The following is a 26,967-nucleotide window of genomic DNA, read 5'->3' on the forward strand; positions in this document are numbered from 1 at the left end:
GGATCCTACTGGCGTGGCGCCACCCCCATGGCGGTAGGGTGTCGCGACGCGTGTACGCATCCGCTAACTGTCGCGCGAAGGCGGTCATTCGGGACGAACGCGGAAGCCGATGCGCAGAACCGAGCAGAGCGACGCAGAAGAAGCGCGTCACCAGCTCACGGAACAAGCGCATCGCGACCTGACGGAACAGGCGCGGCACAGCCCAGAGCAAGCGCAGTACAGGGCAGTACACGTCAGCAGGCAGTACACGTCGGTACCAGTAGGCAGTACAAGTCAGTAGTAGGGGGAGCACCAGGTGACCATGACGGCCCAAGCGGCAGCCACCGGATCCGGTCGGCAGAGTCACGGGACCCCGTCCGGCAGCAGCACCGGATTCTGCCGGGTCACGGTCGTCGCGCCCGACGGCCGGGTCGATGTGGCCCTGCCCGAGGACATCCCCGTCGCCGACCTGTATCCGGAGATCCTCCGGCTGTCCGGCCAGAGCCCCGCCCCCGGCGCCCCGGTCGGCTACCACCTGGTCCGCCGCGACGGCACCGTCCTGGACAGCGCCCGTACGCTCGCCGGCCACCGCATCCTCGACGGCGAGCTGCTGTCGATGCGGCCCTTCTCCGAATCGCTGCCCCCCGCGGTCTTCGACGACGTATCGGACGCCGTCGCCACCGCCGTGGCCAAGGACCGCACACTCTGGGGCGACTCGCTCATGCGCGGCGCCGGCCTCTTCGGCGGCTCCGTCCTGCTGTCCCTGCTCGGCTTCGTGCTGTGGACCGCCGACCCGCGCCACGACATGAACGGCCTGCCCGGCATCCTGGCCGCGGTCGTCGCCCTGCTCCTCCTCGCGTTCGCCTGCGTGCGTGCCCGGGTGTACGAGGACCGGGCCTCGTCGATCGCGCTCGGCATCGGCGCCCTGGTCAACGCGGCCGTCGCCGGTTCCGGCCTGCTGTCCCTGAGCGCCGGGCAGGGCATCGGACGGCTGCAGTTCCTGCTCGCCTGCGCGGCGGTGCTCGTCGTCGCGGTCATCCTGATGATCGTCGCGCCCGGCGGGGACGGCCCGTTCGTCGCGTTCGTCTTCGCGAGCGCCGTCGGCCTCCTGGTCACCTTCATCGCGATCATGACCGGCATGCGGCCGATCGAGGCCGCCGCCGTGTGCTCCCCGCTCGCCGTCGGCGCCCTCGCCTTCCTGCCGGGACTCTCCACCCGCTTCGCCCGCATCCCCATCGGATTCGAGCCTCCCCGCACCACCGTCGGCGACTACGGGACCTCCGAGCCCGGGCCCACCGGCCCGGTGGACGCCGAACGCCTCGCCGCCCAGGCGCGGCGCGGCCACGAACTGCTCCTCGGCCTGGTCGGCGGCTGCGCCCTGGTCGCCGTGGCGGCCGCCGCCGTGCTGGGCTTCTCGGACAACGTCTGGGGCCAGCTGCTCGCCCTGGCCACCGGCGTCGCCATGCTGATGCGCGCCCACCTCTTCCGTTACACCGCCCAGGTCGGCTGCGCGCTCGCCGCGGGCCTCGCGTCCCTGGTGCTCCTCGGCCTCGGGCTGTCCCTGAACCCGCCGGTCGCCATCGTGCGCGACGCACTGCGGGGCGACGGGGCCGCACTCGACATCCGTACGGTGTGGCTCGCCGCCGCGGTCGCGGGCGTCGCCGTACTGATCACCGCCATCGGCCTGATCGTGCCGAGCAAGGGCGTCACCCCGTTCTGGGGACGCTTCCTGGAGATCGCCGAGACGGTCGTCCTGCTGACGCTGCTCCCGCTCTGCCTCGCGGTCTTCGACGTCTACCACTCGATCCGGGCCCTCACCAGCTGATCACCGGGTCACGCCCCGCCGGACAAGCAGATGACCGGCGGGGCGTGACCCGAACGGCTGGTAGTCTGTGCGGTGGCCGTTTGTGTACGCGCCCTCGGATCATCCTGGGGGCTGCGCTCATCGGACCTTCGCCTCCGAGTCACGGAAGCTCCCCTGAGATCAAGACCAGGGGCACTCGTGGGCGCTTCGAACATCAAGAGGAGTACGCGTGCCGCTCGACGCCGCTACGAAGAAGCAGATCATGGCCGAGTTCGCCCAGAAGGAGGGTGACACCGGATCCCCCGAGGTCCAGGTCGCCATGCTCTCCCGCCGGATCTCGGACCTGACCGAGCACCTCCGGACGCACAAGCACGACCACCACTCCCGTCGTGGTCTGCTGATCCTGGTCGGCCAGCGTCGCCGCCTCCTGCAGTACCTGGCCAAGAAGGACATCCAGCGCTTCCGTGCGCTCGTCGACCGCCTCGGCATCCGCCGTGGCGCGGCCGGCGGCGCCAAGTAAGGACGCTGTGGAGAGGGAGCGGTTCCCGCGTTTGAGGGGACCGCTCCCTTTGCCGTACGTGCAGGACCGGTGTCAAGCTCAGTAACCTGGGTGCAGCGACACCCGCACGACCCGTAAGACCCGCGCGACGAAACACGCGCGACCGCATGATCGAGCAAGAACGAGGGAGAGGCGCTACGACGCCGCCGCCGGTCCTCGGTAGTGGCCTCCGGGAACATGCCCGGGAGCTTCGATCGAAGACCGGCCCGCATCCACGGTGCGCCTCTCCCGCACCGTCCCGCGCCACACGGGCGCGCGGACGAAAGACGACGAGTATGGAGAAATCACTAGTGGAGAACGAGACCCACTACGCCGAGGCCGTCATCGACAACGGCACCTTCGGCACCCGCACCATCCGCTTCGAGACGGGCCGCCTGGCCAAGCAGGCCGCCGGCTCCGCCGTCGCGTACCTGGACGACGACACCATGGTGCTGTCGGCCACCACCGCTTCCAAGCGGCCCAAGGACAACCTCGACTTCTTCCCCCTCACGGTGGACGTCGAGGAGCGGCAGTACGCGGCCGGCAAGATCCCCGGCTCCTTCTTCCGCCGCGAGGGCCGCCCCTCCGAGGACGCGATCCTCACCTGCCGTCTGATCGACCGCCCGCTGCGCCCGTCCTTCAAGAAGGGCCTGCGCAACGAGATCCAGATCGTCGAGACGGTCATGGCGCTCAACCCCGACCACCTGTACGACGTGGTCGCGATCAACGCCGCCTCCTGCTCCACCCAGCTCGCGGGCCTGCCCTTCTCCGGCCCGATCGGCGCCACCCGCGTCGCCCTGATCAAGGGCCAGTGGGTCGCCTTCCCGACGCACACCGAGCTCGAGGACGCCGTCTTCGACATGGTCGTCGCCGGTCGTGTCCTGGAGGACGGCGACGTCGCGATCATGATGGTCGAGGCCGAGGCCACCGAGAAGACCATCCAGCTCGTCAAGGACGGCGCCGAGGCTCCCACCGAGGAGATCGTCGCCGCCGGTCTGGAAGCGGCGAAGCCCTTCATCAAGACCCTCTGCAAGGCGCAGGCGGACCTGGCGTCCAAGGCCGCCAAGCCCGAGGGCGACTTCCCGGTCTTCCTGGACTACCAGGACGACGTCCTGGACGCCCTCTCCAAGGCGGTCACGCAGGAGCTGAAGCAGGCGCTCACCATCGCCGGCAAGCAGGAGCGCGAGACCGAGCTGGACCGCGTCAAGGAGATCGCCGCCGAGAAGCTCCTCCCGGAGTTCGAGGGCCGCGAGAAGGAGATCTCCGCCGCGTACCGCGCACTGACCAAGAAGCTGGTCCGCGAGCGCGTCATCAAGGACAAGGTCCGCATCGACGGCCGTGGCGTCACGGACATCCGTACGCTCGCCGCCGAGGTCGAGGCCATCCCGCGCGTGCACGGCTCGGCGCTGTTCGAGCGTGGCGAGACCCAGATCCTGGGCGTCACCACCCTCAACATGCTCCGGATGGAGCAGCAGCTGGACACCCTCTCCCCGGTGACCCGCAAGCGCTACATGCACAACTACAACTTCCCGCCGTACTCCGTCGGTGAGACCGGCCGCGTGGGCTCGCCCAAGCGCCGCGAGATCGGCCACGGAGCGCTCGCCGAGCGCGCCATCGTGCCGGTCCTCCCGACCCGCGAGGAGTTCCCCTACGCGATCCGCCAGGTCTCCGAGGCGCTGGGCTCCAACGGCTCGACGTCCATGGGCTCGGTCTGCGCCTCCACCATGTCGCTGCTGAACGCCGGTGTGCCCCTCAAGGCCGCCGTCGCCGGTATCGCCATGGGCCTGATCTCGCAGGAGATCGACGGCAAGACCCACTACGTCGCCCTCACCGACATCCTCGGTGCGGAGGACGCCTTCGGCGACATGGACTTCAAGGTCGCCGGTACGAAGCAGTTCGTGACCGCGCTCCAGCTCGACACCAAGCTCGACGGCATCCCCGCCTCGGTCCTGGCCGCCGCGCTGAAGCAGGCCCGTGACGCGCGTCTGCACATCCTGGACGTCATGAACGAGGCCATCGACGTCCCGGACGAGATGTCCCCGAACGCCCCGCGGATCATCACCGTCAAGATCCCGGTGGACAAGATCGGTGAGGTCATCGGCCCCAAGGGCAAGATGATCAACCAGATCCAGGAGGACACCGGCGCCGACATCACGATCGAGGACGACGGCACCATCTACATCGGTGCCCAGCAGGGCTCGCAGGCCGAGGCCGCCCGCGCCACGATCAACGCGATCGCCAACCCGACCATGCCGGAGGTCGGCGAGCGCTACCTGGGTACGGTCGTCAAGACCACCACCTTCGGTGCGTTCGTCTCGCTCATGCCGGGCAAGGACGGTCTGCTGCACATCTCGCAGATCCGCAAGCTCGCCGGTGGCAAGCGCGTGGAGAACGTCGAGGACGTGCTCGGCGTCGGCGCCAAGGTCCAGGTCGAGATCGCCGAGATCGACTCCCGCGGCAAGCTCTCCCTCATCCCCGTCATCGAGGGCGAAGAGGACGAGAAGAAGGACGACACCGACAAGTGACGTCCCGTAGTTCCGCGACGACGGCCCGCACCTCCTCGGAGGGGCGGGCCGTCGCCCGTACCCAAACGCTTCTCAAGGGCAGTAACGGCATCGGAACGGTCCGCCGGACCGTCCTCCCCGGCGGTCTGCGGATCGTCACCGAGACCCTGCCCTCCGTCCGGTCCGCCACCTTCGGAATCTGGGCGAACGTCGGCTCCCGCGACGAGACGCCCACCCTGAACGGCGCGACCCACTACCTCGAACACCTCCTCTTCAAGGGCACCGCCCAGCGCACCGCCCTCGACATCTCCTCCGCGATCGACGCGGTCGGCGGCGAGATGAACGCCTTCACGGCGAAGGAGTACACCTGCTACTACGCGCGGGTCCTCGACACCGACCTGCCGCTGGCCATCGACGTCGTCTGCGACATGTTGACCGGCTCGCTGATCGCCCCCGAGGACGTCGACGCCGAGCGCGGCGTGATCCTCGAAGAGATCGCGATGACCGAGGACGACCCGGGCGACTGCGTGCACGACCTGTTCGCGCACACCATGCTCGGCGACACCCCCCTCGGCCGCCCCGTCCTCGGCACCGTCGACACGATCAACGCCCTGAACCGGGGCCAGATCGCCCGCTTCTACAAGAAGCACTACGACCCCACGCACCTGGTCGTCGCCGCCGCGGGCAACGTCGACCACGCCACGGTCGTGACCCAGGTCCGCCGCGCCTTCGAGAAGGCCGGCGCCCTCAGCCGTACGGACGCGGTGCCCATGGCGCCCCGCGAGGGCTCCCGCACCCTGCGCGCCGCCGGCAAGGTCGAGCTGCTGAACCGCAAGACCGAACAGGCCCACGTGGTCCTCGGCATGCCCGGCCTCGCCCGCACCGACGACCGCCGCTGGGCCCTCGGCGTCCTCAACACGGCCCTCGGCGGCGGAATGAGCTCGCGCCTCTTCCAGGAGGTACGGGAGAAGCGCGGCCTGGCCTACAGCGTGTACTCGTACACCTCGGGCTTCGCCGACTGCGGCCTCTTCGGCGTCTACGCGGGCTGCCGGCCCAACCAGGTCCACGACGTCCTGAAGATCTGCCGCGACGAACTGGACCGGGTCGCCACGCACGGCCTGGACGACGACGAGATCACCCGCGCCATCGGCCAGCTCTCCGGCTCCACCGTCCTCGGCCTGGAGGACACCGGCGCGCTGATGAACCGTATCGGCAAGAGCGAGCTGTGCTGGGGCGAGCAGATGTCGGTCGACGACATGCTGGCCCGTATCGCGGAAGTCACCCCCGACGACGTACGGGACGTGGCGGGCGAACTCCTCACCCAGCGCCCCTCGCTCTCGGTCATCGGCCCGCTCAAGGACAAGCAGGCGGACCGCCTCCACGAAGCGGTCTCCTAACTCCCCAGCGCTCGCACCCTAAGGAATCAACCATGACCAAGCTGCGCGTAGCCGTTCTCGGTGCTCAGGGCCGGATCGGCTCCGAGGCCGTACGGGCCGTCGAGGCCGCCGAGGACCTGGAGCTGGTAGCGGCCCTCGGCCGGGGCGACAAGCTGGAGGGCCTCGCCGACGCGGGCGCCCAGGTCGCCGTCGAGCTGACCACCCCCGCATCGGTGATGGGCAACCTCGACTTCTGCGTCCGGCACGGCATCCACGCCGTCGTCGGTACCACCGGCTGGACCGACGAACGGCTCGCGCAGCTGAACGGCTGGCTGGACAACTCCCCGGAGACCGGCGTCCTCATCGCCCCGAACTTCTCCATCGGAGCCGTCCTGACCATGAAGTTCGCGGAGCAGGCCGCCCGCTACTTCGAATCCGTCGAGGTCGTCGAACTCCACCACCCCAACAAGGCCGACGCCCCCTCCGGCACCGCGACCCGCACCGCCCAGATCATCGCGGCGGCCCGCGCCAAGGCCGGCAGCGCGCCCCAGCCGGACGCCACCACCACCGCCCTGGACGGCGCCCGCGGAGCGGATGTCGACGGCGTACCGGTCCACGCGATCCGCCTCCGCGGCCTGCTGGCCCACCAGGAAGTGCTGCTCGGCGGCGAGGGCGAGACCCTCACGATCCGGCACGACTCCCTCCACCACAGCAGCTTCATGCCGGGCATCCTGCTCGGCGTCCGCCGCGTGGTGACCACTCCCGGCCTCACGTTCGGCCTGGAACACTTCCTCGACCTGAACTGACGGGCCCCCATGCGCGCGAAGATCACCTACTTCATCACGGCCGCCGTCCTGGTCTTCTACTTCGTCCTGGTCGGCAGCCGCGGCCTGATGCTCATCCGGCACGGGACTCCGGTCACGGTCACGTTCGGCGTCGCCGTGCTGATCCTGCCGGTGATCGGCGTCTGGTTCCTGTGGAAGAACACCCAGTTCGTCCGCCGCGCCAACGCCCTGGCCGCCGAGCTGGACGCCGAGGGCGGCCTCCCGGTCGACGACCTGGCCCGCACCCCGTCCGGCCGCATCGACCGGGACGCCGCCGACGCGGTCTTCACCCAGCGCCGCGAGGAGACCGAGGACGCCCCGGACGACTGGCGCACCTGGTTCAGGCTGGCGGTCGCCTACCAGGACGCGAGAGACACCCCGAGGGCTCGCAAGGCCATGCAGAGGGCCATCGCGCTGCACAGAACAAGCCCGTCCGGCGCTTGAGGACGAATTCAAGCCCGTCCGGCGATTGAGGACATCTTTCCCGCCGTACGCACGTGAGCCCGGGACCCCACAAGGGCCCCGGGCTCACTCACTCACAGTCGGCGACAGCCAACGGCTCACCCGAGCCGATACTCATCCGCCCAGGCCTCCACCGCATCCGTGGCCCGCTCGAACGCCTCCTCACGCCCGAGGAAGTCCGCGTTGTGGTCGGTGGCCAGCGGCGGCAGCGTCTCACCGCTCCGCCGGACCACCACGAGCGCCTGGCCCTGGACCGTACGGGGAAAGCCCATCCACTTCACGGGCTGCTGGACCGTGCGAACCGCCGACGTGTCGCTCCAGGCCACCGTGACGGTCCGGAAGAACCCGACGCGCCGGACACCGTGGCGGCTGACCCACGCACCGGCCCGCAGCAGCCGCAGGGCGGCGGCGATCACGGCACCGGCGAGCAGCAGACACACCGTGGCGCCCGAAGGCGCTCCGGCCACACCGATGATCATGGCCGCGAGCAGAACGAACGAGGCCAGCAACAACAGGGTGGCCGCCGCCGCGACCCGCCACGGACCGGGGCGGTAGGGCCGCCGCCAGCTGTCGTGGTCGTCGAACGGCAGCGCAACGTCCTCCGCGCTCGCGTCGAATGCGCGGTCGGCCGTCAGAAAGGGCAGGGGCACGACTCATCCTCACTCACAAGCACGCTCGATTGCTGTGCCCGGTGAGGCTACCGAGCGGGCCCCCGGCCCGACCACCCCAGGGGGTCCGTACGAGTCAGCGGCCCACGGCTCAGCGGCCCTGAGACGCGGTGGACTGCTTGTCGTGCCCTGCGGACTGCTCGGCGTCGAGCGCCGGGAGGCCCAGCAGCAGGGAGCCCACGAGACCGGCGACCACGGTCAGCCCGACGAGGGACCGCCCCAGCAGCTCGGGAACGGTGGCGCGGGCGGTGGGAGGGGGAGTGACATTACTGCGGAACCGGTCGGACTCGGCGACGAACGAGAACGGGACGGCTTCACGCCGGCGGAACATGAGGAAGCTCTCCTTGATCTGCATGACGGGTGCTGCTATTGAGTCAGACGTACGACAGCCCGAATCGGTGCCCGAATCGCCGTACTTGTTGGGGGAACTCCACGAACGGCTGCCCGAGACCGCTCCGTACATGCACGGTCCTTCGGCCCGTAAAGTGGTCGCCGCCCGAGCGATGCCCCTGGAAGGACCCCCGTCGGTGACCGACACCCCCGAACCCGCCAAGCCCCACTTCCGCAGTGACGTCACCGTCGAGCTGGTGAAGAGCGACGCGCGCGACGCGGACGTGCTGTTCGCCGCCCGGGTCTCCACCGCCGGCGAGCAGTCGCTCGAAGAGGTCACCAAGGACCCCGAGCGCTCCAAGGGACTCATCAACTACCTCATGCGGGACCGGCACGGCAGCCCGTTCGAGCACAACTCGATGACGTTCTTCATCAGCGCCCCGATCTTCGTGTTCCGCGAGTTCATGCGGCACCGCGTCGGCTGGTCGTACAACGAGGAATCGGGTCGCTACAGGGAGCTGGAGCCGGTCTTCTACGTCCCCGGAACCTCCCGCAAGCTGGTCCAGCAGGGCCGCCCCGGCAAGTACGAGTTCGTCCAGGGCACCGAGGAGCAGTACGACGTCACGACCCGGGCCATGGAGGAGTCCTACCGGGCCTCCTACGAGGCGTACCAGGAGATGCTGGCGAAGGGCGTGGCCCGCGAGGTCGCCCGCGCGGTCCTCCCCGTCGGCCTCTTCTCCTCGATGTACGCCACCTGCAACGCGCGCTCGCTGATGCACTTCCTCGGCCTGCGCACCCAGCACGAGCTGGCGAAGGTGCCGTCCTTCCCGCAGCGCGAGATCGAGATGGTCGGCGAGCAGATGGAAACCCACTGGCAGCAGCTGATGCCGCTCACTCATGCCGCCTTCAACAAAAATGGACGGGTCGCCCCATAGGCGGTGTCCGTATTGCGGCGTTTCGAGAAGTTCATCTAGGCTGATCAAACGGACCCGGCACTGCTTGAACCCCCGAGCAGGCAGTGCCGGGCTCCTCTTCCCCGTCCCCCCGAGGGGACCCCGCGCGCTGAGCAGCGAGTAGCGTGTTACCCATGGCTCCGATCTCCACTCCGCAGACCCCCTTCGGGCGGGTCCTCACCGCTATGGTCACGCCCTTCACGGCGGACGGCGCTCTCGACCTCGACGGCGCCCAGCGGCTCGCCGCCCACTTGGTGGACGCAGGCAACGACGGCCTGATCGTCAACGGCACCACCGGTGAGTCCCCGACCACCAGTGATTCGGAGAAGGACCAGCTCGTACGAGCGGTCCTCGAAGCCGTAGGAGAACGGGCCCACGTCGTCGCCGGTATCGGCACCAACGACACCCGGCACAGCGTCGAGCTCGCCCGGACGGCCGAGCGCACCGGTGCCCACGGTCTGCTCGCCGTGACGCCGTACTACAACAAGCCGCCGCAGGAGGGCCTCCTCCGCCACTTCACGGCCATCGCCGACTCCACCGGCCTTCCCGTGATGCTGTACGACATCCCGGGCCGCAGCGGCGTGCCGATCGACACGGAAACCCTCGTCCGGCTGGCCGACCACCCGCGTATCGTCGCCAACAAGGACGCCAAGGGCGACCTGGGCCGTGCCAGCTGGGCCATCGCCGAATCCGGCCTCGCCTGGTACTCCGGCGACGACATGCTCAACCTGCCACTCCTCTCGGTCGGCGCGGTCGGCTTCGTCTCCGTCGTCGGCCACGTGGTCACTCCCGACCTGCGGGCCCTCATCGAGGCGCACCTGAGCGGCGACGTCCAGAAGGCCACCGAGATCCACCAGAAGCTGCTCCCGGTCTTCACCGGCATGTTCCGCACGCAGGGCGTCATCACCACGAAGGCCGCCCTGACCCTCCAGGGCCTCCCGGCCGGACCGCTGCGCCTGCCGCTCGTGGAGCTCAGCGCCCAGGAGACGGCCCAGCTCAAGATCGATCTCGCCGCCGGCGGGGTAGAGCTCTGATCACAGACTTCACAACTGAACAGCAGAACAGGCGAGGCAACTCGCCAGGGCACTACCCAAGACAACAGCAAGTGCACGAATGACATGCGCGCCACGTGCCTCAGCGGTACGTGGCGTGCGTGGTAAGGAGAGTCTTTTGAGTCATCCGCACCCTGAACTCGGTACCCCGCCGAAGCTCCCGAAGGGCGCCCTGCGGGTCACCCCGCTCGGCGGCCTGGGCGAGATCGGCCGCAACATGACGGTCTTCGAGTACGGCGGCCGCCTGCTCATCGTCGACTGCGGCGTCCTCTTCCCCGAGGAGGAGCAGCCGGGCATCGACCTGATCCTGCCGGACTTCACCACGATCCGGGACCGCCTGGACGACATCGAGGGCATCGTCCTCACGCACGGCCACGAGGACCACATCGGTGGTGTCCCGTACCTGCTGCGCCTGAAGCCGGACATCCCCCTCATCGGCTCGAAGCTGACCCTCGCGCTCATCGAGGCGAAGCTCCAGGAGCACCGCATCCGCCCCTACACCCTTGAGGTGCAGGAAGGGCAGCGCGAGCGCATCGGCGGCTTCGACTGCGAGTTCATCGCGGTCAACCACTCGATCCCGGACGCGCTGGCCGTCGCCATCCGCACCCCTGCGGGCATGGCCGTGGCCACCGGTGACTTCAAGATGGACCAGCTTCCGCTGGACGGCCGTCTCACCGACCTGCACGCGTTCGCGCGCCTCAGCGAGGAGGGCATCGACCTCCTCCTCTCCGACTCCACGAACGCCGAGGTTCCTGGCTTCGTGCCGCCGGAGCGGGACATCTCCAACGTCCTGCGCACGGTGTTCGCCAACGCCCAGAAGCGCATCATCGTGGCGAGCTTCGCCAGCCACGTGCACCGCATCCAGCAGATCCTGGACGCCGCCCACGAGTACGGCCGCCGGGTCGCCTTCGTCGGCCGCTCGATGGTCCGCAACATGGGCATCGCCCGTGACCTGGGCTATCTGAACGTTCCCGCCGGGCTGGTCGTCGACGTCAAGACCCTCGACGACCTCCCGGACGACGAGGTCGTGCTGGTCTGCACGGGTTCGCAGGGCGAGCCGATGGCGGCCCTCTCCCGGATGGCCAACCGCGACCATCAGATCCGGATCGTCCCCGGCGACACGGTGATCCTGGCGTCGTCCCTCATCCCCGGCAACGAGAACGCGGTCTACCGCGTGATCAACGGCCTGACCCGCTGGGGCGCCAACGTCGTCCACAAGGGCAACGCCAAGGTCCACGTCTCGGGCCACGCCTCGGCCGGTGAACTGCTGTACTTCTACAACATCTGCAAGCCGAAGAACCTGATGCCGGTCCACGGCGAGTGGCGCCACCTGCGGGCCAACGCCGAACTGGGCGCCCTCACCGGCGTGCCGAAGGACCACATCGTCATCGCCGAGGACGGAGTGGTCGTCGACCTCATCGACGGCAAGGCGAAGATCGTCGGCAAGGTCCAGGCCGGTTACGTCTACGTCGACGGCCTCTCCGTCGGCGACGTCACCGAGACCTCCCTCAAGGACCGCCGCATCCTCGGCGACGAGGGCATCATCTCGGTGTTCATCGTGGTCGACAGCTCCTCGGGCAAGATCGTGGGCGGACCCCACATCCAGGCCCGTGGCTCCGGCATCGACGACAACGCGTTCGCCGGCGTCACCCCGAAGATCCAGGAAGCCCTGGACAAGTCGGCGCAGGACGGCGTGATGGAGCCCCACCAGCTCCAGCAGATGGTCCGCCGGACGGTCGGCAAGTGGGTGTCCGACACCTACCGCCGCCGCCCGATGATCCTCCCGGTCGTCGTCGAGGTCTGACCCTCACGACCGCCTGACCTGGAGCGGGGCCCTCGATTTGCATCGGGGAGCCCCGCTCCAGTACGTTGACGTCTCCGCCTGAACGGGAAGCACCGCGCGCACTCGTGCGCCGTGAGCACCCTGCAAGGAGTGGGAATTCCGACTCAGAATCTCTGATAAAGTCGGGTCCGCTGAAAGGCAAGGCCACTCCACAGGCCACCGGAAATCGAATTCGGACCGGAAACGGAACGAAAAAGAGTCTGGTAAAGTTGGAACCGCCGGAAAGGGAAAACCGCGAAAGCGAAGAACCTGGAAAGCGAAACTGCACGGCCCGCTTCGACCGGGAATCGGACGCGAAAGAGTCTGATAGAGTCGGAAACGCAAGACAGCAGGACAAAGAAGTAAAGACGAAGGGAAGCGCCCGGAGGGCCCCGGTGATACGGGACCGAAGGAAGCGTCCGTTCCTTGAGAACTCAACAGCGTGCCAAAAGTCAACGCCAGATATGTTGATACCCCGTCTCCAGCATCACGCTGGGACGCGGTTCCTTTTGAAATACACAGCGAGGACGCTGTGAACAACGGGTCTTATTCCGACCGGTTGTTCCGCTCTCGTGTGTGTGCACCCGATTACGGGTAAACATTCACGGAGAGTTTGATCCTGGCTCAGGACGAACGCTGGCGGCGTGCTTAACACATGCAAGTCGAACGATGAAGCCCTTCGGGGTGGATTAGTGGCGAACGGGTGAGTAACACGTGGGCAATCTGCCCTTCACTCTGGGACAAGCCCTGGAAACGGGGTCTAATACCGGATAACACTCTGTCCCGCATGGGACGGGGTTGAAAGCTCCGGCGGTGAAGGATGAGCCCGCGGCCTATCAGCTTGTTGGTGGGGTAATGGCCTACCAAGGCGACGACGGGTAGCCGGCCTGAGAGGGCGACCGGCCACACTGGGACTGAGACACGGCCCAGACTCCTACGGGAGGCAGCAGTGGGGAATATTGCACAATGGGCGAAAGCCTGATGCAGCGACGCCGCGTGAGGGATGACGGCCTTCGGGTTGTAAACCTCTTTCAGCAGGGAAGAAGCGAAAGTGACGGTACCTGCAGAAGAAGCGCCGGCTAACTACGTGCCAGCAGCCGCGGTAATACGTAGGGCGCAAGCGTTGTCCGGAATTATTGGGCGTAAAGAGCTCGTAGGCGGCTTGTCACGTCGGATGTGAAAGCCCGGGGCTTAACCCCGGGTCTGCATTCGATACGGGCTAGCTAGAGTGTGGTAGGGGAGATCGGAATTCCTGGTGTAGCGGTGAAATGCGCAGATATCAGGAGGAACACCGGTGGCGAAGGCGGATCTCTGGGCCATTACTGACGCTGAGGAGCGAAAGCGTGGGGAGCGAACAGGATTAGATACCCTGGTAGTCCACGCCGTAAACGTTGGGAACTAGGTGTTGGCGACATTCCACGTCGTCGGTGCCGCAGCTAACGCATTAAGTTCCCCGCCTGGGGAGTACGGCCGCAAGGCTAAAACTCAAAGGAATTGACGGGGGCCCGCACAAGCAGCGGAGCATGTGGCTTAATTCGACGCAACGCGAAGAACCTTACCAAGGCTTGACATATACCGGAAAGCATCAGAGATGGTGCCCCCCTTGTGGTCGGTATACAGGTGGTGCATGGCTGTCGTCAGCTCGTGTCGTGAGATGTTGGGTTAAGTCCCGCAACGAGCGCAACCCTTGTTCTGTGTTGCCAGCATGCCCTTCGGGGTGATGGGGACTCACAGGAGACTGCCGGGGTCAACTCGGAGGAAGGTGGGGACGACGTCAAGTCATCATGCCCCTTATGTCTTGGGCTGCACACGTGCTACAATGGCCGGTACAATGAGCTGCGATGCCGCGAGGCGGAGCGAATCTCAAAAAGCCGGTCTCAGTTCGGATTGGGGTCTGCAACTCGACCCCATGAAGTCGGAGTTGCTAGTAATCGCAGATCAGCATTGCTGCGGTGAATACGTTCCCGGGCCTTGTACACACCGCCCGTCACGTCACGAAAGTCGGTAACACCCGAAGCCGGTGGCCCAACCCCTTGTGGGAGGGAGCTGTCGAAGGTGGGACTGGCGATTGGGACGAAGTCGTAACAAGGTAGCCGTACCGGAAGGTGCGGCTGGATCACCTCCTTTCTAAGGAGCACTTCTTACCAGGCTTCGGTTTGGTCAGAGGCCAGTACATCGGCGAATGTCCGGTGCTGGTTGCTCATGGGTGGAACGTTGACTATTCGGCACGATGATCTGGTCACTACTAGTACTGCTTCGGCGTGGAACGTGGTGAACGGGGCATCGGGCCGGGCACGTTGTTGGGTATCTGAGGGTGCGGCCGAATGTGGCTGTCCTTCTGATCCGGCCCCAGTGAACTCGTCTGCAAGGACGGGGTGGTGGGTGGCTGGTCGTTGTTTGAGAACTGCACAGTGGACGCGAGCATCTGTGGCCAAGTTTTTAAGGGCGCACGGTGGATGCCTTGGCACCAGGAACCGATGAAGGACGTGGGAGGCCACGATAGTCCCCGGGGAGCTGTCAACCAAGCTTTGATCCGGGGGTTTCCGAATGGGGAAACCCGGCAGTCGTCATGGGCTGTCACCCGCTGCTGAACACATAGGCAGTGTGGAGGGAACGAGGGGAAGTGAAACATCTCAGTACCCTCAGGAAGAGAAAACAACCGTGATTCCGGGAGTAGTGGCGAGCGAAACTGGATGAGGCCAAACCGTATGCGTGTGATACCCGGCAGGGGTTGCGCATGCGGGGTTGTGGGATCTCTTTTTCATAGTCTGCCGGCTGTGAGACGAGTCAGAAACCGTTGATGTAGGCGAAGGACATGCGAAAGGTCCGGCGTAGAGGGTAAGACCCCCGTAGCTGAAACATTAACGGCTCGTTTGAGAGACACCCAAGTAGCACGGGGCCCGAGAAATCCCGTGTGAATCTGGCGGGACCACCCGCTAAGCCTAAATATTCCCTGGTGACCGATAGCGGATAGTACCGTGAGGGAATGGTGAAAAGTACCGCGGGAGCGGAGTGAAATAGTACCTGAAACCGTGTGCCTACAAGCCGTGGGAGCGTCGCTGGCAGCACTTGTGCTGTCAGTCGTGACTGCGTGCCTTTTGAAGAATGAGCCTGCGAGTTAGCGGTGTGTAGCGAGGTTAACCCGTGTGGGGAAGCCGTAGCGAAAGCGAGTCCGAACAGGGCGTTTGAGTTGCACGCTCTAGACCCGAAGCGGAGTGATCTAGCCATGGGCAGGTTGAAGCGGAGGTAAGACTTCGTGGAGGACCGAACCCACCAGGGTTGAAAACCTGGGGGATGACCTGTGGTTAGGGGTGAAAGGCCAATCAAACTCCGTGATAGCTGGTTCTCCCCGAAATGCATTTAGGTGCAGCGTCGTGTGTTTCTTGCCGGAGGTAGAGCACTGGATAGGCGATGGGCCCTACCGGGTTACTGACCTTAGCCAAACTCCGAATGCCGGTAAGTGAGAGCGCGGCAGTGAGACTGTGGGGGATAAGCTCCATGGTCGAGAGGGAAACAGCCCAGAGCATCGACTAAGGCCCCTAAGCGTACGCTAAGTGGGAAAGGATGTGGAGTCGCAGAGACAACCAGGAGGTTGGCTTAGAAGCAGCCACCCTTGAAAGAGTGCGTAATAGCTCACTGGTCAAGTGATTCCGCGCCGACAATGTAGCGGGGCTCAAGCGTACCGCCGAAGTCGTGTCATTCGTACATATATCCCCAACGGGAGTACGGATGGGTAGGGGAGCGTCGTGTGCCGGGTGAAGCAGCCGCGGAAGCGAGTTGTGGACGGTTCACGAGTGAGAATGCAGGCATGAGTAGCGATACACACGTGAGAAACGTGTGCGCCGATTGACTAAGGGTTCCTGGGTCAAGCTGATCTGCCCAGGGTAAGTCGGGACCTAAGGCGAGGCCGACAGGCGTAGTCGATGGACAACCGGTTGATATTCCGGTACCCGCTTTGAAACGCCCAGTACTGAATCAGGCGATGCTAAGTCCGTGAAGCCGGCCCGATCTCTTCGGAGTTGAGGGTAGTGGTGGAGCCGATGAACCAGACTTGTAGTAGGTAAGCGATGGGGTGACGCAGGAAGGTAGTCCAGCCCGGGCGGTGGTTGTCCCGGGGTAAGGGTGTAGGACGCACGGTAGGCAAATCCGTCGTGCATATAGTCTGAGACCTGATGCCGAGCCGATTGTGGTGAAGTGGATGATCCTATGCTGTCGAGAAAAGCCTCTAGCGAGTTTCATGGCGGCCCGTACCCTAAACCGACTCAGGTGGTCAGGTAGAGAATACCGAGGCGTTCGGGTGAACTATGGTTAAGGAACTCGGCAAAATGCCCCCGTAACTTCGGGAGAAGGGGGGCCATCACCGGTGATAGCACTTGCTGCTTGAGCTGGGGGTGGCCGCAGAGACCAGCGAGAAGCGACTGTTTACTAAAAACACAGGTCCGTGCGAAGCCGTAAGGCGATGTATACGGACTGACGCCTGCCCGGTGCTGGAACGTTAAGGGGACCGGTTAGCTGCCTTTCGGGGTGGCGAAGCTGAGAACTTAAGCGCCAGTAAACGGCGGTGGTAACTATAACCATCCTAAGGTAGCGAAATTCCTTGTCGGGTAAGTTCCGACCTGCACGAATGGCGTAACGACTTCTCGACTGTCTCAACCATAGGCCCGGTGAAATTGCACTACGAGTAAAGATGCTCGTTTCGCGCAGCAGGACGGAAAGACCCCGGGACCTTTACTATAGTTTGATATTGGTGTTCGGTTCGGCTTGTGTAGGATAGGTGGGAGACTTTGAAGCGGCCACGCCAGTGGTTGTGGAGTCGTCGTTGAAATACCACTCTGGTCGTGCTGGATGTCTAACCTGGGTCCGTGATCCGGATCAGGGACAGTGTCTGATGGGTAGTTTAACTGGGGCGGTTGCCTCCTAAAGAGTAACGGAGGCGCCCAAAGGTTCCCTCAGCCTGGTTGGTAATCAGGTGTTGAGTGTAAGTGCACAAGGGAGCTTGACTGTGAGACCGACGGGTCGAGCAGGGACGAAAGTCGGGACTAGTGATCCGGCAGTGGCTTGTGGAAGCGCTGTCGCTCAACGGATAAAAGGTACCCCGGGGATAACAGGCTGATCTTCCCCAAGAGTCCATATCGACGGGATGGTTTGGCACCTCGATGTCGGCTCGTCGCATCCTGGGGCTGGAGTCGGTCCCAAGGGTTGGGCTGTTCGCCCATTAAAGCGGTACGCGAGCTGGGTTTAGAACGTCGTGAGACAGTTCGGTCCCTATCCGCTGTGCGCGTAGGAATATTGAGAAGGGCTGTCCCTAGTACGAGAGGACCGGGACGGACGAACCTCTGGTGTGCCAGTTGTCCTGCCAAGGGCATGGCTGGTTGGCTACGTTCGGAAAGGATAACCGCTGAAAGCATCTAAGCGGGAAGCCTGCTTCGAGATGAGTATTCCCACCCTCTTGAGGGGTTAAGGCTCCCAGTAGACGACTGGGTTGATAGGCCAGATGTGGAAGCCCGGTAACGGGTGGAGCTGACTGGTACTAATAGGCCGAGGGCTTGTCCTCAGTTGCTCGCGTCCACTGTGTTAGTTCTGAAATAACGAACAGCCGTGTAAACATCCGGTGTTCATAGTTTCATAGTGTTTCGGTGGTCATTGCGTTAGGGAAACGCCCGGTTACATTCCGAACCCGGAAGCTAAGCCTTTCAGCGCCGATGGTACTGCAGGGGGGACCCTGTGGGAGAGTAGGACGCCGCCGAACAATCTTTGGGGAAAGCCCCGCACCTTCTGGTGCGGGGCTTTCCTGCGTTCCGGACCTTTTCCCGGGCCCGGGGCCCGGACCAGCGGGCCGCGCGGGATCTGAATCTGCGTGCCCACCCGCCCCGCCGATCGCGATTATGCATATCCCCCTGACCCCGTGTATGGTTTACCTCGTTGCCACAGCGCAACGAGGCCCCAATAGCTCAGTCGGTAGAGCGTCTCCATGGTAAGGAGAAGGTCTGCGGTTCGATTCCGCATTGGGGCTCGGAACAACGAAAGGCCCCCGCCACACGGCGGGGGCCTTTCGCGTTGAAGTGGAGCGGACGGGAGTCAGACGAGAGGAGGCTCCGGGACACGCATGGCCAGGATCGCCATGTCGTCCGAGGCCGGCTCGGCGGCGAAGCGTTCCACGGCCCGCAGGATGCGTGCGGCGACCGCTCCGGCCGTCAGGCCCGTACAGGTCGACAGGACGTCCGCCAGGCCGTCGTCGCCCAGCATGCGGGTTCCCTCGCGGCGTTCGGTGACGCCGTCCGTGACGCACAGAAGGACGTCGCCCGGGTTGAGGACGACCTCCTGCTCGTACAGGTCGAGATCCTCGAGCACGCCGAGCAGGGGCTGCGGTTCCGCAGCCGATTCCACGGAGCCGTCCTGGCGCAGGCGCAGCGGCAGCGGGTGGCCGGCGCAGACCACCTTCAGGAGGGCGCTGCCGTCCTCCTGGGGCCACAGCTCGCCGTACAGCAGGGTGAGGAAGCGGCTGCGGGCGCCCTCGTCGAGGATCGCCGCGTTGAGGCGCTCCAGGACCGCCGGGCCGCCGAAGCCCTCGCGGGCCAGCAGGCGCAGTGCGTGGCGGGCCAGACCCGTGACGGCGGCCGCCTCGGGGCCCGTACCGCAGACGTCGCCGATGGCGAAGCCGTACGCACCGTCGCGGATCGGGAAGACGTCGTAGAAGTCGCCGCCTACCTCGTTGCCCTCGCCCGCGGCGCGGTAGATGACCTCGATCTCGACGTTCGGCACGTCGGGGAGGCCCGGGGGCAGCAGACTGCGCTGGAGGGACTGGCTGATCGCCATGCGCTCCGAGTACAGGCGGGCGTTGTCCAGGGCCAGTGCGGCCCGGCGGGACAGGTCCTCGGCCAGTTCCAGGATCTCCTGGCGGAAGTGGTCGTCCGAGGGCTTCCCGAGCGTCAGCATGCCGATCACGCGGTTACGGGCGACCAGCGGGAGGACCACCGTCTCGCCGCCGACCGCCTGGGCCGTGGCGAGCGTCGTGCGGGTGGCCGTGCTCATGCTGAGCGGGGCGTCGTGGGCCAGGCTGCGGGTCGACGTGGACAGGGCGGCTCGGTGGCCCGCCTCCGCAGGGGCGGCCCAGACGCGGGCACCCGGGGTCGGGACCGGATCCGGCGGGGCGATCTTCGAGAGCAGGGCCTTGAGGCCGTCGATGAGGTCCTCGTCCTCGTGGAGCACGTACGAGAGGTACGGCTCGGAAGACTGGTCCGCGATCGTGTAGACGGCGCACCAGGTGGCCAGGGTCGGGACCGTCATCTGCGCCATGAGCGCCAGGGTCTGGTCCCGGTCGAGCGTGCCGGCCAGCAGGTCGGATGCCTCGACGAGGAAGGAGAGGGAGCCGCGGCGCAGCCGTTCCAGCTCGCCGAGGCGGGCGGACTCCACGGCCAGCGCGATGCGGTCGGCGGCGAACTGGAGGCGCAGGGCCTCCTCGTTCGAGTAGCGGCCCGCGCCCTCCGCCGCGACGCCGAGGGAGCCGGTGAGCCGGCCCTCGACCTTCAGCGGGACCGTGACGACCGAGCGCATCCCGGTGTCGGTGAGGAGCGGGACGGCGCCCGGGACGGCGGTGAGGTCCTCGTGGACGGCCGGCATGCGGGCGGAGCCGTAGCGTCCCGTGCCGGCTTCGACGGGGACCCGGGCGAAGCGCTGGCGGGCCGAGGGGAGGCCCGTCGTGGCGCGGACCTCCAGCTCCGTCTCGTCGTCGGTGGCCAGGAGGAGGAACGCGGCGTCGGCGTCGAGCATGTCGCGGGCGCGCTCGACCGTCCGCTGGAGGAGGCCGTCGAGGTCGTCGGGGGCGGGGGAGCCGATGAAGACCTCGAACGGGTCCGCGGTGCGGCTGTCGGAGGAGGAATCGGAGACCGGGGCGCGGACCGGAGTCTGGAGGACGGCGCGCTCGTCGTCGCGGACGAGGAGGCAGACCGTGGACGGGGCGCCGTCGGTGTCGCGGACCCGCAGGTGCGAGGCGTAGACGGCGATGGTCCGGCCGTCCGCGCCGCGGATGCCGTAGCTGCCCTCCCAGCGGGAGAGCTGGAGGGCGTCGGCGATGCCGGTGTTGGTGCCGGGGGTGTGCGGCCAGGCCACGAAGTCGGTGAACTGCTTGCCGGTGACCTGCTCCGCGGTGTGACCGAAGACGTACGCGGCGTCGTCGTTCCACGCGCTGATCGCGCCGGCGCTGTCGATCTGGACGACGGCGACCCGGATCCGCTGGTCGGTGACCGGCAGGAGCGAGGTGGGCAGGACCGGGCCGGCGGAGCGGATCCCCACGGGCCGGTCGGGCAGGTCCAGCTGGAACCAGACGTGCTTGCGGGTGGGGGAGTACTCGACGCCCCAGCGGGAGGCCAGGGCGGCACAGAGCAGCAGACCGCGGCCGTTCTCGCGGTCCGGGCTGCCGAAGTCGAGGGCGCTGCTCTGGAGCGGGACCTCGCGTTCCGGATAGTGGTCGGAGACCTCGACGCGGACGCCTTCCTCGGTGCGCAGGCACAGGACGTCCGCCGCCGTCCCCGCGTGGATGACGGCGTTGGTCACGAGCTCACTGGTGAGGACGACGGCGTCGTCGACGACATCGTTGTAGCCCCACCCCTGGAGCGTGTCCCGGACGAAGGCGCGGGCGGTCGCGACCGAGCGCCCGACCGGTTCGAAGGTGGCGGCCGCGCGCGCGGTGATCACAGCACTCCCCATATTGGTGTCTCGTCGCTTCCCCGAGTCCTGTGCCCGTTTATCGCCGCTTCGATTCGCTTGCCAGGCTAGACGTATCTCAAGGGTGCCGGGTACACGAGGGCCGAGTTCGGGACAAGTCGCCCCGGTGGTGGTGCGCGGGCGCACAAGTATGGACTCCCGGTGCAAGGGATGGGGGGTAACCGGTACAGGTTCCCCCCGGACCTGTTCCGGCCTGGTACGTTGCAACGATTTGACGTCCGCCCGGTCACCCGTTGACGGTGTGCTGTGGCGGTGAGCCAAAGTGGAACTGGGCAAGCTTCCGGATAGGCCCGAGTGAAACGGTCAACCCCTGCGGGAGGGACACGGTGGAGTCTGGCGTGGCGGCGCAGGGTTCGAAGGCGCGTACAAAAGGCGGACAGTCCGTGAAAAAGCAGCGCAATGGCACCGTCGAAGTGGACGCGGCAGCTCTGAACAGAGTGCTCGCGGGCCTCGTGGCGATGCGCGACGGCAATTTCCGCAGGCGGCTCACCGTCTCGGGCGACGGTGTGATGACGGAGATCGCGGCGGTCTTCAACGAGGTCGCCGACCGGAATCTCCACCTCACCGGTGAGCTGGCGCGCGTACGGCGGGTGGTCGGGCGGGAGGGCAAGCTCACGGAGCGGCTGGAGACGGGCGCCTGTGAGGGTTCCTGGGCCGCCGCCATCGACGCCTCCAACGAGCTCGTCGACGATCTCGCGCGACCGGTCTCCGAGGTGGGCCGGGTCCTGTCGGCGGTCGCCGACGGTGATCTGGAGCAGCGGATGGAGCTGCGCTCGCACACCCAGGACGAGACGGTACGGCCGCTGCGCGGCGAGTTCCTGAAGGTCGCCCGTACGGTCAACAACCTGGTCGACCAGCTGTCGGTCTTCACCGAGCAGGTGACCCGGGTCGCCGTCGAGGTGGGCACCGAGGGCAAGCTCGGCGGCCAGGCGCAGGTGCGGGGGATGTCCGGGTCCTGGAAGGACCTCACGGACTCCGTGAACACCATGGCGTACCGGCTGACGGCCCAGGTGCGGGACATCGCGCTGGTGACGACGGCGGTTGCCAAGGGTGATCTGTCGCGGAAGGTCACCGTCCATGTGGCCGGTGAGATGCTCCAGCTGAAGAACACCGTCAACACGATGGTCGACCAGCTGTCCTCGTTCTCCTCCGAGGTGACGCGCGTCGCCCGTGAGGTGGGTACGGAGGGCGAGCTGGGCGGTCAGGCGACCGTGCCGGGTGTGGCCGGTGTGTGGAAGGACCTCACCGACTCCGTCAACACGATGGCGGGCAACCTCACCTCCCAGGTGCGCGGGATCGCGGAGGTGACGACGGCGGTCGCCAGTGGTGACCTGACGCAGAAGGTCACGGTGAGCGCGCGCGGCGAGGTCGCGCAGCTGGCCGAGACGATCAACCAGATGACCGAGACGCTGCGGACCTTCGCGGACGAAGTGACCCGCGTGGCGAGCGAGGTCGGTGGCGAGGGGCTCCTCGGCGGTCAGGCGCAGGTGCCCGGCGCCGCCGGTACGTGGAAGGACCTCACCGACTCGGTGAACACGGTCTTCCGGAATCTGACGACGCAGGTGCGTGACATCGCGCAGGTGACGACCGCGGTGGCCAGCGGCGACATGTCGCAGAAGGTCACGGTCGACGTGGCCGGCGAGATGCTGGAGCTGAAGAACACCGTCAACACGATGGTGGACCAGCTCCAGTCGTTCGGTTCCGAGGTGACCCGGGTGGCCCGGGAGGTCGGCGTCGAGGGCCGGCTCGGCGGACAGGCCGAGGTGCCGGGCGCGGCGGGGACCTGGAAGGACCTCACCGACTCGGTGAACACCGCGTTCCGCAACCTGACCGGTCAGGTGCGTGACATCGCGCAGGTCACCACGGCGGTCGCCAACGGCGACCTGTCGCAGAAGGTCACCGTGGACGTGGCCGGCGAGATGCTGGAGCTGAAGAACACCGTCAACACGATGGTGGCGCAGCTCTCCAGCTTCGCCGACCAGGTGACGCGGATGGCCCGGGACGTGGGGACCGAGGGCCGCCTCGGCGGTCAGGCGCGTGTGGACGGCGTCTCGGGTACGTGGAAGGAACTGACGGACTCCGTCAACTTCATGGCCGGGAACCTCACCTCCCAGGTGAGGCAGATCGCTCAGGTGACGACGGCGGTGGCGCGGGGCGACCTGTCGCAGAAGATCGACGTGGACGCCCGGGGCGAGATCCTGGAGCTCAAGAACACGATCAACACCATGGTCGACCAGCTCTCCGCCTTCGCCGACCAGGTCACCAGGGTGGCCCGCGAGGTGGGTACGGACGGCCGGCTCGGCGGTCAGGCGCAGGTGCCCGGCGTGGCCGGAGTGTGGCGCGATCTGACCGATTCGGTGAACGGCATGGCGGGGAACCTCACCGCTCAGGTCCGTAACATCGCGCAGGTCGCCACGGCGGTCGCGCGCGGTGACCTGTCGCAGAAGATCGACGTGGACGCCCGGGGCGAGATCCTGGAGCTGAAGAACACCCTCAACACGATGGTGGACCAGCTGTCCAACTTCGCGGAGCAGGTGACGCGGGTCGCCCGTGAGGTGGGTACGGAGGGCATCCTCGGCGGTCAGGCCGAGGTGCAGGGTGTCTCCGGCACGTGGAAGGACCTCACGCAGTCCGTCAACGGCATGGCGAACAATCTGACCCTCCAGGTCCGCAACATCGCCGAGGTCACCACCGCGGTCGCCAAGGGCGATCTTTCGAAGAAGATCACCGTCGACGCCAAGGGCGAGATCCTCGAACTGGTCACGACCGTCAACACGATGGTCGACCAGCTGCTGAACTTCGCCGACGAGGTGTCCCGGGTGGCCCGTGAGGTGGGCACCGAGGGGATTCTCGGCGGTCAGGCGCGGGTGCGCGGGGCGACCGGCATCTGGAAGGACCTCAGCGAGAACGTCAACCTGATGGCCAACAACCTGACCAGCCAGGTGCGGAACATCTCCCGGGTCTCCTCCGCGGTCGCCAACGGCGATCTGACGAAGAAGGTCACCGTGGAGGCGCGCGGCGAGGTCGCGGAGCTGGCGGACACGGTCAACACCATGGTGACGACGCTGTCCTCGTTCGCCGACGAGGTCACGCGGGTGGCCCGTGAGGTGGGAACGGAGGGCGAACTGGGCGGCCAGGCCCGGGTGCCGGGGGTCGCCGGTACGTGGAAGGACCTCACCGAGTCCGTGAACTCGATGGCCTCCAACCTGACCGGTCAGGTGCGGCAGATCGCCACGGTCACCACCGCCATCGCCAAGGGCGATCTGACCAAGAAGATCGACATCGACGCGCGCGGTGAGATCCAGGAGCTGAAGAACACCATCAACACGATGGTCGACCAGCTGTCCTCGTTCGCGGAACAGGTGACCCGGGTCGCCCGCGAGGTGGGCACCGAGGGGCAGCTGGGCGGCCAGGCGCGGGTGCGGGACGTCGACGGCACCTGGCGCGACCTCACCGAGTCCGTGAACGAGATGGCCGGGAACCTGACCCGTCAGGTCCGTGCCATCGCGGCGGTCGCCACCGCGGTGACGCGCGGTGATCTGAACCTCAAGATCGACGTGGACGCGGCCGGGGAGATCCAGGTCCTCCAGGACAACATCAACACGATGATCGCGAACCTGCGCGACACCACGCTCGCCAACAAGGAGCAGGACTGGCTGAAGGGCAACCTGGCCAGGATCTCCGGTCTGATGCAGGGCCGCCGCGATCTGGACGACGTGGCCTCGCTGATCATGAGCGAGCTGACGCCGGTGGTCTCGGCGCAGCACGGCGCGTTCTTCCTGGCGATGGCCGCCGGGGACTCCGAGGAGGTCGGGCCCGACAACGGCGAGGCCGGTTCGTACGAGCTGCGGATGCGGGGGAGTTACGGCTACTCCGCGGGGTCGATGCCGACCTCCTTCCGGCCCGGCGAGACGCTCATCGGGACGGCGGCCGAGGAGAAGCGGACGATCCAGGTGGACAACGTGCCGCCGGGCTATCTGAAGATCTCCTCCGGTCTCGGGGAGGCCCCTCCGGCGCATGTGATCGTGCTGCCGGTGCTCTTCGAGGGCAAGGTTCTCGGGGTGATCGAGCTGGCCTCCTTCCAGCCGTTCACGCACATCCAGCGGGACTTCCTCAACCAGCTCGCCGAGATGATCGCGACGAGCGTCAACACCATCAGCGTCAATACCAAGACCGAGAAGCTGCTGGAGCAGTCGCAGGAGCTGACCGAGCAACTGCGTGACCGCTCGCAGGAGTTGGAGAACCGGCAGAAGGCCCTCCAGGCGTCCAACGCCGAACTGGAGGAGAAGGCCGAGCTGCTGGCCCAGCAGAACCGCGACATCGAGGTGAAGAACACCGAGATCGAGGAGGCGCGGCAGGTTCTGGAGGAGCGCGCCGAGCAGCTCGCGGTCTCGATGCGCTACAAGTCCGAGTTCCTGGCGAACATGTCGCACGAGCTGCGCACCCCGCTCAACTCGCTGCTGATTCTGGCCAAGTTGCTGGCGGACAACGCCGAGGGCAATCTCTCGCCGAAGCAGGTGGAGTTCGCCGAGACGATCCACGGGGCCGGGTCCGACCTGCTCCAGCTGATCAACGACATCCTCGACCTCTCCAAGGTCGAGGCGGGCAAGATGGATGTCAGCCCGACCCGGATCGCGCTGGTCCAGCTGGTCGACTACGTGGAGGCGACCTTCCGCCCGCTCACGGCGGAGAAGGGGCTCGACTTCTCCGTACGGGTGTCGCCGGAGCTGCCCGCGACGCTGCACACCGACGAGCAGCGGCTGCTCCAGGTGCTGCGCAACCTGCTGTCCAACGCGGTGAAGTTCACCGACACCGGTGCGGTGGAGCTGGTGATCCGGCCGGCCGGCGCCGATGTGCCGAACGCGATCCGGGAGCATCTGCTGGAGGCGGGTTCGCTGCGGGACGCGGACGCCGATCTGATCGCGTTCTCGGTCACCGACACCGGGATCGGGATCGCGTCCAGCAAGATGCTGGTGATCTTCGAGGCGTTCAAGCAGGCGGACGGCACGACGAGCCGGAAGTACGGCGGCACGGGCCTCGGGCTCTCGATCAGCCGGGAGATCGCGCGGCTGCTCGGCGGCGAGATCCATGCGGCGAGCGAGCCCGGACGGGGCTCGACCTTCACCCTCTACCTGCCGTTGCACCGAGCCGAACTGCCGCCCCAGGGCTACCCCCCGGTGGGTTCCGGTTCCGCCGAGGTGCTGGGCGGCGCTGGCGAGATGGGACAGGTTCAGGCGCCGCAGGGCCAGTCGGCTCCGTACGGCGACCCGGCCAACTCCGCCGGGGTGTTCCGCAGGCGGCGCAAGGCCCTGGGGGACGCGGCCCGCAAGCCCGCGCTGTCGGCCGGGCGCGCGACGCCCGAGAGCGCCCCGCAGCAGGAGGAGTGGGTGCAGGGGAGCCAGGGCGAGAGCCAGGGGCAGGAGCAGGGCGCGGCGGCCGAACCGGCACCCCGGCGGACGTTCCGCTTCCGCGGTGAGAAGGTGCTCATCGTCGACGACGACATCCGTAACGTCTTCGCGCTCACCAGCGTGCTGGAGCAGCACGGGCTCTCCGTGCTGTACGCGGAGAACGGCCGTGAGGGCATCGAAGTCCTGGAGCAGCACGACGATGTGACGGTCGTGCTGATGGACATCATGATGCCCGAGATGGACGGGTACGCGACGACGACCGCGATCCGGCGGATGCCGCAGTTCGCCGGGCTGCCGATCGTCGCGCTCACCGCGAAGGCGATGAAGGGCGACCGGGAGAAGGCCATCGATTGCGGGGCTTCCGACTATGTGACGAAGCCGGTCGACCCTGATCATCTGCTTGCGGTGATGGAGCAGTGGATGCACGGAGAGTGATCGAGAATCTAACGAACTGACGTAAGTTATTGACCGAATGTGCTCGATTGGGTGTGAACGCGCTGCATCCGGGGAACCTTCTGGTCTC

General features: G+C 66.6%; 13 protein-coding genes, 1 tRNA gene and 3 rRNA genes. 14 read left to right on the forward strand and 3 right to left on the reverse strand.

Going from position 1 to position 26,967, the window contains the following annotated elements:
- Positions 1-301 precede the first annotated feature (301 nt).
- The 6 genes from eccD to WQO_RS26610 all read left to right on the forward strand — a co-directional run bounded on the left by eccD (position 302) and on the right by WQO_RS26610 (position 7,469).
- Positions 302-1,804 (forward strand): type VII secretion integral membrane protein EccD, encoded by a 1,503-nt coding sequence (gene eccD, locus WQO_RS26585; RefSeq protein WP_029182406.1) that lies wholly within the window; start codon positions 302-304, stop codon positions 1,802-1,804.
- 208 nt (positions 1,805-2,012) lie between these two features.
- Positions 2,013-2,303, forward strand: coding sequence for a 30S ribosomal protein S15 (gene rpsO, locus WQO_RS26590; RefSeq protein ID WP_006127995.1), 291 nt, complete (start codon positions 2,013-2,015; stop codon positions 2,301-2,303).
- Positions 2,304-2,632: 329 nt separating this feature from the next.
- Entirely contained in the window at positions 2,633-4,846 is a 2,214-nt protein-coding gene (locus tag WQO_RS26595; protein WP_010061847.1) for a polyribonucleotide nucleotidyltransferase, read from the forward strand.
- The gene (locus WQO_RS26600) at positions 4,843-6,222 is read left to right on the forward strand and encodes a M16 family metallopeptidase (RefSeq protein WP_010061846.1); all 1,380 of its coding nucleotides are present in this window, start codon (positions 4,843-4,845) and stop codon (positions 6,220-6,222) included. Before WQO_RS26595 ends, WQO_RS26600 begins: the two co-directional genes overlap by 4 nt.
- Positions 6,223-6,254: 32 nt before the next feature.
- The gene (gene dapB / locus WQO_RS26605) at positions 6,255-7,007 is read left to right on the forward strand and encodes a 4-hydroxy-tetrahydrodipicolinate reductase (RefSeq protein ID WP_010061845.1); all 753 of its coding nucleotides are present in this window, start codon (positions 6,255-6,257) and stop codon (positions 7,005-7,007) included.
- A gap of 9 nt (positions 7,008-7,016) precedes the next feature.
- The gene (locus WQO_RS26610) at positions 7,017-7,469 is read left to right on the forward strand and encodes a tetratricopeptide repeat protein (protein WP_010061844.1); all 453 of its coding nucleotides are present in this window, start codon (positions 7,017-7,019) and stop codon (positions 7,467-7,469) included.
- 116 nt (positions 7,470-7,585) lie between these two features.
- Here WQO_RS26610 and WQO_RS26615 read toward each other — a convergent pair whose 3' ends face one another.
- Together WQO_RS26615 and WQO_RS26620 are read right to left on the reverse strand one after the other, a co-directional pair.
- The gene (locus tag WQO_RS26615; protein ID WP_010061842.1) at positions 7,586-8,137 is read right to left on the reverse strand and encodes a hypothetical protein; all 552 of its coding nucleotides are present in this window, start codon (positions 8,135-8,137) and stop codon (positions 7,586-7,588) included.
- Positions 8,138-8,246: 109 nt separating this feature from the next.
- Positions 8,247-8,486, reverse strand: coding sequence for a hypothetical protein (locus WQO_RS26620; RefSeq protein ID WP_010061841.1), 240 nt, complete (start codon positions 8,484-8,486; stop codon positions 8,247-8,249).
- Positions 8,487-8,682: 196 nt separating this feature from the next.
- Here WQO_RS26620 and thyX point away from each other — a divergent pair, with 196 nt between their 5' ends.
- From thyX to WQO_RS26655, 7 genes are all read left to right on the forward strand, one after another.
- Positions 8,683-9,420 (forward strand): FAD-dependent thymidylate synthase, encoded by a 738-nt coding sequence (thyX, locus tag WQO_RS26625; RefSeq protein ID WP_006128002.1) that lies wholly within the window; start codon positions 8,683-8,685, stop codon positions 9,418-9,420.
- 152 nt (positions 9,421-9,572) lie between these two features.
- A complete protein-coding gene (dapA, locus tag WQO_RS26630) occupies positions 9,573-10,472 on the forward strand; it encodes a 4-hydroxy-tetrahydrodipicolinate synthase (protein ID WP_010061840.1) in 900 nt (299 codons plus the stop codon).
- 136 nt (positions 10,473-10,608) lie between these two features.
- A complete protein-coding gene (locus WQO_RS26635) occupies positions 10,609-12,294 on the forward strand; it encodes a ribonuclease J (RefSeq protein ID WP_010061839.1) in 1,686 nt (561 codons plus the stop codon).
- Between the two features lie 619 nt (positions 12,295-12,913).
- Positions 12,914-14,439, forward strand: a 16S ribosomal RNA gene (locus WQO_RS26640).
- Between the two features lie 302 nt (positions 14,440-14,741).
- Positions 14,742-17,866 (forward strand): 23S ribosomal RNA (locus tag WQO_RS26645).
- A 78-nt stretch (positions 17,867-17,944) separates the two neighbouring features.
- Positions 17,945-18,061: ribosomal RNA gene (gene rrf / locus WQO_RS26650) — 5S ribosomal RNA — on the forward strand.
- Together the 16S, 23S and 5S rRNA genes with 1 tRNA gene alongside form the textbook arrangement of a ribosomal RNA operon.
- A gap of 191 nt (positions 18,062-18,252) precedes the next feature.
- Positions 18,253-18,325, forward strand: a tRNA-Thr gene (locus WQO_RS26655).
- A 65-nt stretch (positions 18,326-18,390) separates the two neighbouring features.
- Here WQO_RS26655 and WQO_RS26660 read toward each other — a convergent pair.
- On the reverse strand, positions 18,391-21,018 hold the full coding sequence (locus tag WQO_RS26660; protein WP_058954112.1) for a SpoIIE family protein phosphatase: 2,628 nt from the start codon (positions 21,016-21,018) through the stop codon (positions 18,391-18,393).
- Between the two features lie 401 nt (positions 21,019-21,419).
- On the opposite strand from WQO_RS26660, the gene WQO_RS26665 reads away from it, so the two are divergent.
- The gene (locus WQO_RS26665) at positions 21,420-26,879 is read left to right on the forward strand and encodes a HAMP domain-containing protein (protein ID WP_029182614.1); all 5,460 of its coding nucleotides are present in this window, start codon (positions 21,420-21,422) and stop codon (positions 26,877-26,879) included.
- Positions 26,880-26,967 lie beyond the last annotated feature (88 nt).

It is taken from the genome of Streptomyces globisporus C-1027, from assembly GCF_000261345.2.
GTDB lineage: Bacteria > Actinomycetota > Actinomycetes > Streptomycetales > Streptomycetaceae > Streptomyces > Streptomyces pakalii.